The sequence below is a fragment of the Chitinophaga solisilvae genome, from assembly GCF_009928525.1.
GTDB classification, from domain to species: Bacteria; Bacteroidota; Bacteroidia; order Chitinophagales; family Chitinophagaceae; genus Chitinophaga; species Chitinophaga solisilvae.
In genome coordinates, this window is the sequence record NZ_JAABOK010000013.1 from 14,362 (window position 1) to 26,465 (window position 12,104).

11 protein-coding genes and 1 tRNA gene are annotated in these 12,104 nt (G+C 47.7%); 6 read left to right on the plus strand and 6 right to left on the minus strand.

Going from position 1 to position 12,104, the window contains the following annotated elements:
- Positions 1–24 precede the first annotated feature (24 nt).
- Entirely contained in the window at positions 25–1,500 is a 1,476-nt protein-coding gene (proS, locus tag GWG06_RS23630; protein WP_127043956.1) for a proline--tRNA ligase, read from the minus strand.
- 284 nt (positions 1,501–1,784) lie between these two features.
- On the opposite strand from proS, the gene GWG06_RS23635 reads away from it, so the two are divergent.
- Together GWG06_RS23635 and GWG06_RS23640 are read left to right on the plus strand one after the other, a co-directional pair.
- Positions 1,785–2,801, plus strand: a complete 1,017-nt coding sequence (locus tag GWG06_RS23635; RefSeq protein ID WP_160716445.1) for a hypothetical protein — start codon at positions 1,785–1,787, stop codon at positions 2,799–2,801.
- Between the two features lie 157 nt (positions 2,802–2,958).
- Positions 2,959–4,539, plus strand: coding sequence for an OmpP1/FadL family transporter (locus GWG06_RS23640; protein ID WP_127043958.1), 1,581 nt, complete (start codon positions 2,959–2,961; stop codon positions 4,537–4,539).
- Positions 4,540–4,680: 141 nt separating this feature from the next.
- On the opposite strand, the gene miaA is transcribed toward GWG06_RS23640, so the two are convergent.
- From miaA to GWG06_RS23665, 5 genes are all read right to left on the minus strand, one after another.
- Positions 4,681–5,577 carry a tRNA (adenosine(37)-N6)-dimethylallyltransferase MiaA gene (gene miaA / locus GWG06_RS23645; protein ID WP_160716447.1) on the minus strand — a complete coding sequence of 299 codons (897 nt, stop codon included), beginning with the start codon at positions 5,575–5,577 and terminating at the stop codon, positions 4,681–4,683.
- A gap of 149 nt (positions 5,578–5,726) precedes the next feature.
- Positions 5,727–6,302 carry an IS1096 element passenger TnpR family protein gene (locus tag GWG06_RS23650; RefSeq protein ID WP_127044485.1) on the minus strand — a complete coding sequence of 192 codons (576 nt, stop codon included), beginning with the start codon at positions 6,300–6,302 and terminating at the stop codon, positions 5,727–5,729.
- A 104-nt stretch (positions 6,303–6,406) separates the two neighbouring features.
- The gene (locus GWG06_RS23655; RefSeq protein ID WP_127044486.1) at positions 6,407–7,843 is read right to left on the minus strand and encodes a CCA tRNA nucleotidyltransferase; all 1,437 of its coding nucleotides are present in this window, start codon (positions 7,841–7,843) and stop codon (positions 6,407–6,409) included.
- 72 nt (positions 7,844–7,915) lie between these two features.
- Entirely contained in the window at positions 7,916–8,494 is a 579-nt protein-coding gene (locus GWG06_RS23660) for an L-threonylcarbamoyladenylate synthase (protein ID WP_160716449.1), read from the minus strand.
- A gap of 7 nt (positions 8,495–8,501) precedes the next feature.
- Entirely contained in the window at positions 8,502–9,629 is a 1,128-nt protein-coding gene (locus tag GWG06_RS23665) for a glycosyltransferase family 4 protein (protein WP_160716451.1), read from the minus strand.
- Between the two features lie 244 nt (positions 9,630–9,873).
- Between GWG06_RS23665 and GWG06_RS23670 the strand changes: the two genes are divergently transcribed.
- From GWG06_RS23670 to GWG06_RS23685, 4 genes are all read left to right on the plus strand, one after another.
- A complete protein-coding gene (locus GWG06_RS23670; RefSeq protein ID WP_127044555.1) occupies positions 9,874–10,686 on the plus strand; it encodes a 2,3,4,5-tetrahydropyridine-2,6-dicarboxylate N-succinyltransferase in 813 nt (270 codons plus the stop codon).
- Between the two features lie 120 nt (positions 10,687–10,806).
- Positions 10,807–10,890 (plus strand) — tRNA-Leu (locus GWG06_RS23675).
- A gap of 253 nt (positions 10,891–11,143) precedes the next feature.
- Positions 11,144–11,350, plus strand: a complete 207-nt coding sequence (locus GWG06_RS23680; RefSeq protein ID WP_160716453.1) for a hypothetical protein — start codon at positions 11,144–11,146, stop codon at positions 11,348–11,350.
- Positions 11,351–11,824: a DUF6036 family nucleotidyltransferase gene (locus GWG06_RS23685; protein WP_127044553.1), complete on the plus strand. Its 474-nt coding sequence runs from the start codon at positions 11,351–11,353 to the stop codon at positions 11,822–11,824.
- Positions 11,825–12,104 lie beyond the last annotated feature (280 nt).

The following is a 12,104-nucleotide window of genomic DNA, read 5'->3' on the forward strand; positions in this document are numbered from 1 at the left end:
ATCTCAAATAACCAAATCTCAAATTTAGTATGCTTTTGCAAACAACACCCTTTCTTTTGACGGTTTGCCGGTCAATACACAGGTACCCGCTTCCTGAGGATTATTCAGGGGGATGCAGCGGATGGTAGCTTTTGTCAGCTCCTTGATCTTTTCTTCTGTTTCGGCAGTACCGTCCCAGTGGGCGGAAATGAAGCCGCCTTTTTCTTCCAGTATCTGCTGGAATTCTTCAAAGGTATCTGCTTTGGTGATGTTGTTATCGCGGAATGCTTTAGCCTTATCGAACAGGTTTTGCTGGATTTCACCGAGCAGTTCCTGGATGCGTGCAGGCAGGCCGTCGAGAGACAGGCTCATTTTCTCTTTTGTATCACGACGGGCTACTTCAGCCACATTATTTTCCAGATCTCTCGCGCCAATGGCTATACGAACAGGTACGCCTTTCATTTCGTATTCAGCGAATTTCCAGCCGGGGCGGTTGTTATCGGAATCATCGTATTTCACGCGGATACCGGCGCGTCTGAGTTCAGCCACGATTACGTTTACTTTTTCATCCAGACCGGCTTTCTGATCGGGGCCTTTATAGATAGGCACGATCACCACCTGAAGGGGGGCTATTTTAGGGGGCAGTACCAGACCCTGGTCATCGCTGTGTACCATGATGAGGGCTCCGATCAGGCGGGTAGAAACGCCCCAGGAGGTAGCCCAGACATAGTCCAGTTTATTTTCCTTATTGGAGAACTGTACATCAAAAGCTTTCGCGAAGTTTTGTCCGAGGAAGTGGGAAGTACCTGCCTGCAGGGCTTTACCATCCTGCATGAGAGCTTCCACGCAATAGGTTTCCACCGCGCCGGCAAATCTTTCGCTGGGAGATTTAACGCCGCGTACCACGGGAACAGCCATATAATTTTCGGCGAAGTCCGCGTATACGTTGAGCATCTGTTCTGTTTCCGCTACTGCTTCTTCGGAGGTAGCGTGCGCGGTATGTCCTTCCTGCCAGAGGAATTCGGTAGTACGGAGGAACAGGCGGGTACGCATTTCCCAGCGCACTACGTTGGCCCACTGGTTGATGAGCAGGGGCAGGTCGCGGTAGGACTGAATCCAGTCTTTATAGGTATTCCAGATGATTGTTTCTGAAGTGGGACGAACGATGAGTTCTTCTTCCAGTCTGGCTTCCGGGTCAACGATTACGCCGGCGCCACCGGGGTCATTTTTCAGACGGTAATGAGTTACAACAGCGCATTCTTTGGCGAAGCCTTCCACGTGGGCGGCTTCCTTGCTGAGAAAGCTTTTCGGGATAAACAGCGGGAAGTAAGCGTTCTGGTGGCCGGTTTCCTTGAATTTACCGTCGAGAACGTCACGCATGGCTTCCCACAGCGCGAAGCCGTATGGTTTGATTACCATACAGCCTTTAACGGCAGAATAATCTGCCAGGCCGCCTTTCAGCACCAGGTCGTTATACCATTTTGAATAATCTTCCGAACGGGCTGTAATCTCTTTACTCATAGAAAAAATAGATAATTTATATGTCGTTTTATTTAAGCGATTAAACAATCAATTTGTCTTGATGAAATTTATCCGGCAGGTAGCCGGAAACACATTACAAACTGGCTTAATTTTTGTCTTTATATTCAAAAAGAAAATGTCACAAACCTACATGAAAATCATAAAGGTGCAAATAGTTGTTGTAAAATAAAATAAGGCGACGTTGTTATTGTAACTTTGTACTGCCCGATTCCGTTTTAAAAGTGTAAATTTACTATATAGATCACGTTTAAAATATATTTCAAATGAAACCTATACTATACATTGCACTGGCCGGTTCGCTCGCACTGGGTGCCTGTTCCAGTACATACCAGGCGACAAGTACCCCGGACGATGTATATTATTCTCCCCGGCAGAAGACCAACGGATATGCCTCCAACAATGGCTCCAATGGTAATTCCAGGCAGGATGAGAATGCCAACTATACACAGTCAGCTGATGAAGATGGCGGTACTTACGTAACGTACCAGGATGATGACCAGGGTGATTATCAGCGCAGGCTGAACCGTTTCGGCAGCAACAGCAATTACAGCGGCGGCTACTGGGATGGTTACAATGCGGCGTCTAATCTTTACATGAACAATTACTACGGTGGTGGTTTCAGCCCATACGGCGGTTTTGGTTACAGCAGCCTGTGGGGTCCTTCCCTGAGCATTGGCCTGGGCTGGGGTTCCCGCTGGGGTTACAGTCCGTTTTACAGCCCCTGGAGCTATGGCTACTATGGTGGTTACTCTCCCTGGGCCTGGGGTGGCGGATGGGGTGGTTACCCTTACTACTCCCACTGGTACGGTGGCGGCGGATATTACGGTGGTGGCTACTATGGCCATGGCGGCGGATATTACATCAACAGACGTCCGACTAACTCCTATGGTCCTGTAAGAAGCGGCAGCGAAAGAATCATCAGCGGCGGTAACTATACCAACAGCGGCGGTAACGGCGGTGGCGGATATGTTCGCCCGGCCAGAGGTTCTTACCAGCCTGCCAACGGTAACGGCGGTTATGTGAATCCTAACAGCGGTACTGACAGACCACGCAGGATATTCCAGCAATCAGGTTCTGAAAGAGTTATTTCCAGACCTACCTACAATAACGATAATGGCGGCGGTTATTCCCGTCCGCAACGCAGTATGGAATATTCCAGACCTGCACCTTCCTACCAGCCCAGCACACCAAGCTATACGCCCAGCTCAGGAAGCGGCCGCGTTAACAGCGGTGGCGGCGGAGGCGGTGGTTACTCCCGCCCGGCAAGAGGAGGCCGTTAATTCAGACAACACATTACAGGATAAGCGTAGCACAAAAACTACGCTTATCTTTTTATACGACATAAGTTTTGCCCTTTACAAAACGTTATTACCATCGCAGCACGTTATTACCTGCAGCAAAGCAGACCAAGCAAATCTCATTTTTAAGTTTTAGTATATGATTAAAAGAATTTACCCTCTTTTAGGAGGAATCTTTTTATCCGTTTCGGCCATAGCCCAGAGTTCAAATGATGCCTTGCTCTATTCGCCCAACCAACCGTTCGGAACAGCCAGAAACCAGGCATTAGGCGGCGCAGGCGTAGGTCTTGGAGGAGATTATTCAGCAGCACACAGCAACCCTGCCGGTATAGGCATGTTCAAGACAGGAGAATTTTTCATTTCTGCCGGCGTAGGTATCACCAACAACAATTCAAATTATCTTGGTAATAACCGGCTCGACAACAAAGGCAATAAAACCAACTTCCAGATGCCAAGCATCGGCGTAATTTTCGCCAGCAATAAAGGCAGCGGCAGCAACTCCTGGAATAATGTCACCTTCTCCCTGGGCTACACCCGCCTGGCGAACTACAACAATAAAATTGCCGTAGCCGGCTATAATAACTTCTCCTCCTACTCCGATATCTGGGTAGATCAGATGTGGGGTATCCAGGACTCCGTTGCCTATGAAAACGATTACCCGCTGGGCGCCAGCCTTGCCTACCGCGCCTTTGTACTGGACAGGTACAAAAAACCGGGTACCAATATCACTGAACCCATGAGCAATGCCTCCCCTACCCGCCAGGTAGGCGGACTCACGGCAGTACAGCAACGCGGTATCCTCGAAACCAGCGGTGGCCTCGATGAATTTGCCTTTGCTATCGGCGGCAACTACGGCGACCGCCTGTACATTGGCGCCAGCGTTGCCGTTCCCAATGTCAACTACCGGGAAACCTTAACTGTCAGTGAAGACGATGCCACCAACAACGGACAGAATAAACCTAACAACGAGTTCAACTACTTCGATTATAAAAGATATCTCCGCCGCACCGGTATTGGTATCGGCGCTAAAGTAGGGATCCTCTACAAGCTGTCTAACAGATTCAGACTGGGTGGCGCCTTCCATACGCCTACCTTTTACAGCCTGCATGACTCCTACCATGCGGATATGACCGCCGACACAGAGAACTACGGCGGGAAACAGTCCGTATACTCTGAAGATATGACCAATGGCTACCCGGTAGAAAGCGATTACAACTACACCACTCCGCTGCGTGCCATGGGAGGCGTATCCTACTTCTTCGGAGACATTACTCATGTCAGCAATACACAAGGATTTATCACCGTTGACTACGAATATGTGAACCAGGCATCCGGTAAATTCAGGATGAAAGACAGCCGCGGCGATCAGGATGCGCTGAACTCCAATATCGGCGCACTTTATCAGGCTGTATCCAATATCAAAGCGGGTGCTGAACTGAAATTCGCTACCCTGTACGCCGTACGCGCAGGTTTCGGTTACTATGGCAACCCCTATAGTAATGATGGCTACAACGCCGGCATAGATGGCTCCCGCAAAGTATACAGTGGCGGCTTCGGCTTCCGTAACAAAGGCCTGTACGCCGATCTGACCTACAGCTACACCCAGGCTAAAGACAGATACCGCCTTTATACCAGCGGCACTCCAGGTATTGAACCACCGGCTGCCAGCCTGGATTATTCGAGAAGTAATATTTTGCTTACAATAGGGCTTAAGTTTTAATTACGAATTACGAATTGCGAATTACGAATGTAGAAGCGAAGATTAAAATGAAGATTAATGGGGATAAGTATTAAGTATCACCTTTAATCTTCGTTTTAATCTTCGCTTCTACATTCGTAATTCGCAATTCGTAATTCGTAATTATTGCTTTTTAACCCAATCCACAATCTCATCCGCATTACGCGGATCAAACCATGTAATGGTTTTGTCTTTACGGAACCAGGTGAGCTGGCGTTTGGCGTATTGCCGGGTGTGGGTTTTAATGTCTTCTATGGCTTGTTCCAGCGGTATTTTTCCATCCAGGTAATCAAAAACTTCCTGGTAGCCTACGGTACGCAGGGCATTATGTTCCCGGTAAGGGAGTACTGACTTCACTTCTTCCAGCAATCCTGCCTGCATCATAAGATCTACGCGATGGTGTATCTGCTGGTGTAATATTTCTTTGGGCGGGGTGATACCAATTTTAATGATCCGGAAATCTCTCGGGGTGGTGGTGGCCGTGCGGAAGGCCGTAATAGACTTTCCGGTAGCCTCCAGCACTTCCAGGGCACGGATCAGGCGTTGCGGGTTATAAATTTCTGCCGTGGCATAAAACGCCGGATCGCGGTGCTGCAGTTGCTCCTGCAGCCAGGACAGTCCCTTTTCCGCATACTGTTCGTTCAATGCCGCCCTTATTTCCGGCGGGATAGCAGGCATATCATCAATACCTTCACAGAAAGCACGTATATACAACCCTGTACCACCGCACATAACAGCCACATCGTGTCCGGCAAATATCTCCTGCGCATATTGCAGCGCCAGTTTTTCAAAGATACCTGCATTTACTTCCTCCTGAATACTGTGAGAATCAATAAAGTAATGCCGCACTGCCGCCAGTTCTTCCGGAGAAGGCTTGGCCGTGCCGATGCTGATTTCCCGGTAACACTGCCGGGAATCTGCTGAGATGACTGAGGTATTGAAAAGCTGTGCAATTCGTATAGCCAGCGCCGTTTTACCCGAAGCGGTAGGACCGGATATGATGATGGCTGTTTTTTGCATGGTCACTCTGTGGAGAATTACGAATTACGAATGATGAATGGCGAGTTATAAGCGGAGAAATAAGCGGAGAAAATTTCATGTCCGCTTATATCTCCGCTTATAACTCGCCATTCATCATTCGTAATTCGTAATTCGTAATTCGTAATTAATTAAAAATTATTCTCATCTTCATTGCTGCTGCCGAATTCATCAGCGCTATCGCTTGTATCTTCTTCGCCCTCTTCTCCAAAGCCGTCTTCGTCCATACCTTCTTTGTTGAGGTCGTATTTTTCTTCCATTTCCACGAGTTTATCGCCGACGAGGCCCTTGGTACCGTATTGGCTGGGCGCGAGACCTTCCTTGCGGACGCAAACGGGATAGGTAAGTTTGCTGTTTTCGTCTTTGGACACGCCGATCAGTTCCACGAGGAAAGCCCAGTTTTTGGCGAAGTCGTAGAGGTAGATGAATTTCTGGTTAGGCGCTTTCACGGCCTCTCCGATAGTAGTTTCAGACATCAGCAGCGGTTCCACCTTGCGGGGTTCTTTATCAGCCTGAAGGATGATTTCACGGCCGCGCTGCCAGTTATCATTACTGCGGAAGAAGGTAGCTAAATGCTTGGTATCAAATTCAAAGGCCTGTAAAATAGCCATATGAAATACTAAAAACGTCTGATTCGGCTTAATGACAATGTCTCTGTAAACACTTTCATCTTCTTCCCAGTATACTCTGAATTTCAAAACCGGCATGACAATTTGATTAATAGTTGAATAAATATGTGTCTTCCCGGCGCTTAGTCAGGGCGCCGGTATGATAGTATCAAAATAAATCCTACGCTGTAAAATTACCAATTTTATTTAACCGGGGTAAGACCGGAGTCTTTTGCTTTTTCGAGCATGAAAGCGTATGCGGCCTCGTAAGTGTTTGGGATTACGCCATCGAGGATAGCTTCCCGGATGGCACTTTTCAGATCACCGACGATTCTGCCAGGCTGGAGTGCAAATGTTTCCATGATCATTTCTCCGGTAACCGGTGGTTGCCAGTTACGGATACGGTCGCTTTCCTCCACTTCCTTCAGCCGTTTGCGTACCAGTTCAAAATTTTCCAGGTAACGTTTGACTTTGGATTTATTTTTTGAGGTGATATCAGCTTCGCAGAGCATCATGAGGCCATCGATATCATCGCCGGCATCGAAGAGGAGTCTGCGGATAGCCGAATCCGTTATATTTTCTTTGGTGAGGCTGATAGGACGCAGGTGGAGTTCCACCAGTTTCTTTACCAGCTTCATTTTATCATGTAAAGGTAATTTGAACCTGGTAAAGATACGGGGGACCATTTTCCCTCCCACCGCATCGTGGCCATGGAACGTCCAGCCGTGGCCCGGCTCGAACTTTTTGGTAGATGGTTTGCCGATGTCGTGTAACAGGGCGGCCCATCTGAGCCAGAGGTCCCGGGTATTCTCCGAGATATTATCCACTACCTGTAAAGTATGGTAAAAATTATCCTTATGTCCTTTTCCTTCATACATTTCCACGCCTACCATGTCTATCATCTGGGGGAAGATGATTTTAAGCAGTCCTGCCTTGTACAGCAGATCCAGTCCCACGGAGGGCCTGGAGGAGAGCATGATTTTATTGAATTCGTCAGAAATTCTTTCCTGGGTGATGATACGGATACGTTCTGCATTTTCCCGGATGGCGTTGAAAGCGCTTTCTTCAATGGAGAACTGGAGCTGTGACGCGAAGCGGATGGCGCGCATCATGCGGAGCGGGTCATCGCTGAAGGTCTGTACCGGCGCCAGGGGGGTGCGGATGATTTTTGCTTCGAGGTCCGCCAGGCCGTCAAATGGATCGATGAGTGCGCCGTAATTGTCTTCCCGCAAGCTGATAGCCATTGCGTTGATCGTGAAATCGCGGCGGTTCTGGTCATCTTCCAGGGTGCCGGCCATTACTTCTGGGTTGCGGGAGTCCTGGCGGTAGCTTTCCTTGCGGGCGCCGACGAATTCTATTTCCAGATCGTTCCATTTTACCTGTGCAGTACCGTAGGTTTTGAAGAAACTGACGGGGATATTTTCACCCAGGCTCTCCGCCACCTTATGCGCCAGGGCGATGCCATCGCCGACGCATACCACATCCATATCCTTTGTTCTTCTGCCCAGCAGTTTATCGCGCACGAAGCCGCCTATCAGATAGGCAGGCACTCCCAGGTCGCGGGCTGCCAGCGCTATCTTTTCCAACACTTTCCGTTCCTGCAGGGAGCAGGGAATGTCCAATGGCTTGCTGCTGATCATATAATTTAAAAACGCTGTTAAAATTTAATCCTTTCGCTGAAATCAGGGCGCAAATGTAAATAAATTAAAATTTTAATCCCGGATTATCGCTATTGATCCGTCTTTTCCGATCCTGATTATCCTGGAAGCCACGCCTGCAGCGGCTTCTTCCTGGCGGTATTTTACTACATAGTCAGCCCCCTGCAGGATAGGTACGGCGATGTCGCTGAACTGTGCGGGGGATGGTTGTCCGCTGATATTGGCGGAAGTAGATACCAGCGGTTTGCGCAGGCGTTTCAGCAGGTGCCTGCAGAAGGTATCCTGTACGATGCGGATAGCTACGGTACCATCTTCATTAATCAGGTTGGGGGCCAATCCCAGTGCGCCTTCATAGATAACCGTAGTGGGCCTGGTAAAGCCGGCCAGGGTATCTGTAATATCCGGAGGCGGGTTGGATACATAATGCAGGAGGTCGCGCGGGTCTGGCAGCAGTACTACCAGGCTTTTGCTTTCGCTGCGTTGTTTCAGTGCAAATACTTTGCTCACAGCGGATTCGCTGGTAGCGTCGCAACCGATACCCCAGATGGTATCGGTAGGATATACGATCAGTCCGCCGTTACGCAGCACTGTCAGGGCATTGATAATATCTTCTTCAAAAATCGTTTCCATCATTGCTGCATTATTTATTCAGGCTGGTATAAACTTTCATCATACCGGCCGCACATTTTTCCGGCGTGAACAGGTGTGCATGTTTCCAGCCTTTTTCGCGCATATCCTGTACCAGGGAGGTATCGCCGGCTATGCGGCGCATAGCGGCGGCAATATCTTTACTATCCAGCGGATCCACGTACAGAGCGGCGTCGCCGCCGGTTTCCCCGAAGCAGGAGCCGTGGGAGGTGATAACAGGCGTACGGCTCCACAGCGCTTCCAGGATGGGAATGCCAAAGCCCTCAAACACAGAGGGATAGAGCAACGCCAGGGCGCCCTGGTACAGCAGTGGCAGCTCCGCATTGGGGAGCCGGGTCTGCTCATTCAGCCAGATGACGCGGTTAGTCAGCCCGCTGGCTTCCAGGTATGCTTTCACCTTTTTTTTGTACCCGCTGCCATTGCCCAGTACTACCAGCGGTATGTCCAGCGTACCTTTCAGTGTATGCATGGCCGTTACGATGCCCAGCAGGTTTTTACGTTCAATTACCGAGCCGACATATAAAAAATACTGCGGCGGCAGCTGATAGCGGGTGCGGAACGCTGCTACAGCGGCTTCCGGATGCTGCGTAGCAAAGGTGGGATCACAGCTCTGGTACACCACTTCTATTTTATCTGCCGGTGTATCATAAAAGGAAATGAGGTCCTGGCGGGTCTGTTCGCTGATCGCTACTACCTTATCCGCATAGCGGCAGGCATACTTCGCTTTGCGGCGGTAGGTCCACACATCGATAGGATTATATTGCTCCGGATATCGCTCGAAGATCAGGTCGTGCATGGTTACCACTGATCTGACGCCGCTCTGATGAATACCAAAAGGTATTTCATGACTGAGTCCATGATACAGATCTATATGCAGCCGCTGCAGATCGCTCACCACGTACCTGCTGCGCCAGGCTGACTTCAGCCAGCGGTGCAGGCTTTTTTCAGGCAATATCACCGGTGTAGGTCCGGCTTCATACATATCTGTTCTTTTCGGGGCAAAGAGATAATATTCATGCTCCGGGAAGCCCGCCACCAGGGAATTAATCAGGCTCCGGCTGTAATTACCCAATCCTGTATTGTTCTGGTATGCGCGCTTGGCATCAAAACCAATTTTCATATGTCGCGAAATTAGGAATAAAGGGGAATAATTACGAATTCTAAACTCCAGGGGAGTTAATTACGAATTACGAATTGCGAATTACGAATGAGGAGCGAAGATGTAAGCGAAGAAGTAAATTCTTTATCCGCTTAAATCTTCGCTCCTCATTCGTAATTCGTAATTCGTAATTCGCAATTAACCCCACGGGAGTTTAGAATTCGTAATTATTTATTTAACTTATTATTTTTGCAAAAAAGTACAAATGGATTTACAACAACAAATACAGGCTGCGTGGGCCAACCGGGCTCTTTTACAGGAAACGCAATACAGTGATGCTGTGAAGACAGTGATAGAGGCTGTAGATAAAGGCCATCTGAGAGTGGCTATGCCAACGGAAAATGGCTGGGTAGTAAATGAATGGGTAAAACAGGCTATTCTGATGTACTTTACCATTCAACCAATGGAAACCATGACGCTTCCTCCTTTTGAGTTTTACGATAAGATGAAGCTGAAGACCAATTATAAAGATCTGGGCGTACGTGTAGTACCTCACGCGATAGCGCGTTATGGCGCTTTTATCGCTAAAGGTTGTATCCTGATGCCTTCTTATGTGAATATCGGCGCTTATGTAGACGAGGGCACCATGGTGGATACCTGGGCTACCGTTGGTTCCTGCGCACAGATAGGCAAGCATGTGCATCTGAGCGGCGGCGTAGGCATCGGTGGTGTACTGGAGCCTTTACAGGCCAGCCCGGTTATCATTGAAGACGGCTGTTTTGTTGGTTCCCGCTGTATTGTTGTAGAAGGGGTGCATGTGGAAAAAGAAGCAGTACTGGGTGCAAACGTAGTATTGACGCAGTCTACCAAAATCATTGATGTAAGCGGCAGCGAGCCGATTGAATATAAGGGCCGTGTACCAGCCCGCAGCGTGGTAATTCCGGGTACCTATACCAAGAAATTCCCTGCCGGCGAGTACCAGGTTTCCTGTGCGCTGATTATCGGACAGCGGAAAGCCTCCACTGATCTGAAAACGAGTCTGAATGATACGTTGCGTGAGTTCAACGTAGCCGTATAAACGTAAAAGGCAGTACTCCGGTACTGCCTTTTTTATGCCATCTCAAAAAAAATTTGGTTAATTCAAAAAAGCGCTTACCTTTGCAATCCGTTTTACAATAGTCGTACGACGGACTGCGATGCCCAGATGGCGAAATTGGTAGACGCACTGTGTTCAGGTCGCAGCGCTCGCAAGGGTGTGCTGGTTCGAATCCAGTTCTGGGCACAAAAATGGACAAATCGAGATTATTTTCGGTTTGTCCATTTTTATTTTGAGGACAACCTATGTTCAGCGCATATATTAGCTTAACAACTTCGTTGAGTTGGGGGAGGCGATAATTGGTTTTGTCAAAAGTGAGTCTTTCAGGGAAAATCGAACCATCTTTCACTTTGTAAATGAATAATTCTACTACGGCCAACTTTCAATTAACTCTTAAGCTTCTAGCATTATCCGTATATTTACCCATATAACCTTGCATATGACGGACTTTAAACTTGACAGGACAGCATTTAAAATCAGAACTTTCAAAGAAGCAGATGCAGCAAATGTATTTGGTAAAGAAGTTCCATATATTGAACGTTTGCGACAGGCATATTACCTGGTATCTCAGGCATACGGATTTTCAATGGCAGATCAACCCAGATTAGATAGGGAATATTTTACCAGTAGAAAACTTAATAAGTAAATGGGCACTATTTTCAATGATGATTTCAGAGAGTTTATTCAGGCACTGAATAATCATGATGTAGAGTATATTCTTGTTGGAGGCTATGCTGTGATTCTGCACGGTTACCGAAGAGTAACCGGGGATATGGATATTTGGGTTAACAGAACAAAAGAAAACTATTCGAAACTAACCCATGCATTTCAGGAGTTCGGTCTGCCCATCTTTGATATGACCGAATCAAAATTTCTTGATGCCGATACAGCAGACGTTTTTTCTTATGGGCGACCACCGGTAAGTATTGACATCATTACAAAACTCAAAGGTGTTGATTTTGACAATGCTTACCCTCTAGCTCAAGTTTTCAATGAAGAAGGATTGATGATCAGATTTTTACACCTGAATAATCTTATTGAGGCAAAAAAAGCAGCAGGCAGACATAAGGATCTGGACGATATTGAGAAGTTAACTTCCAGAGAGCAAAGCGACATTTAATTGATACCTCGTAACTGCTATAAACAACCTGTCAGTTGGTCTTCTAATTAACGGTAGTTTTGGTTCTACCAAAACATAGCTGGCAACCCGGACTCTTGGTCTATCAATATAGATCTCTTTTCATCAGCAAATAAAGTCTAGATTACCCGGTTCGAGGATGATGAAAAGAAAATAGTAATTTACTCGATCACATATCCCAAGACTTATTACTTATATCCGGTAAAAAAATACTAAAAAGTGGTTCGAGAAAAGTGTACTCCGGTGCACTAGAATAGACAAA

Bases quoted from the DNA above. Each gene is read 5' to 3' on its own strand.
- proS (WP_127043956.1), bottom strand. From the start codon at position 1,500: ATGAGTAAAGAGATTACAGCCCGTTCGGAAGATTATTCAAAATGGTAT.
- GWG06_RS23635 (WP_160716445.1), top strand. From the start codon at position 1,785: ATGAAACCTATACTATACATTGCACTGGCCGGTTCGCTCGCACTGGGT.
- GWG06_RS23640 (WP_127043958.1), top strand. From the start codon at position 2,959: ATGATTAAAAGAATTTACCCTCTTTTAGGAGGAATCTTTTTATCCGTT.
- miaA (WP_160716447.1), bottom strand. From the start codon at position 5,577: ATGCAAAAAACAGCCATCATCATATCCGGTCCTACCGCTTCGGGTAAA.
- GWG06_RS23650 (WP_127044485.1), bottom strand. From the start codon at position 6,302: ATGCCGGTTTTGAAATTCAGAGTATACTGGGAAGAAGATGAAAGTGTT.
- GWG06_RS23655 (WP_127044486.1), bottom strand. From the start codon at position 7,843: ATGATCAGCAGCAAGCCATTGGACATTCCCTGCTCCCTGCAGGAACGG.
- GWG06_RS23660 (WP_160716449.1), bottom strand. From the start codon at position 8,494: ATGATGGAAACGATTTTTGAAGAAGATATTATCAATGCCCTGACAGTG.
- GWG06_RS23665 (WP_160716451.1), bottom strand. From the start codon at position 9,629: ATGAAAATTGGTTTTGATGCCAAGCGCGCATACCAGAACAATACAGGA.
- GWG06_RS23670 (WP_127044555.1), top strand. From the start codon at position 9,874: ATGGATTTACAACAACAAATACAGGCTGCGTGGGCCAACCGGGCTCTT.
- GWG06_RS23680 (WP_160716453.1), top strand. From the start codon at position 11,144: ATGACGGACTTTAAACTTGACAGGACAGCATTTAAAATCAGAACTTTC.
- GWG06_RS23685 (WP_127044553.1), top strand. From the start codon at position 11,351: ATGGGCACTATTTTCAATGATGATTTCAGAGAGTTTATTCAGGCACTG.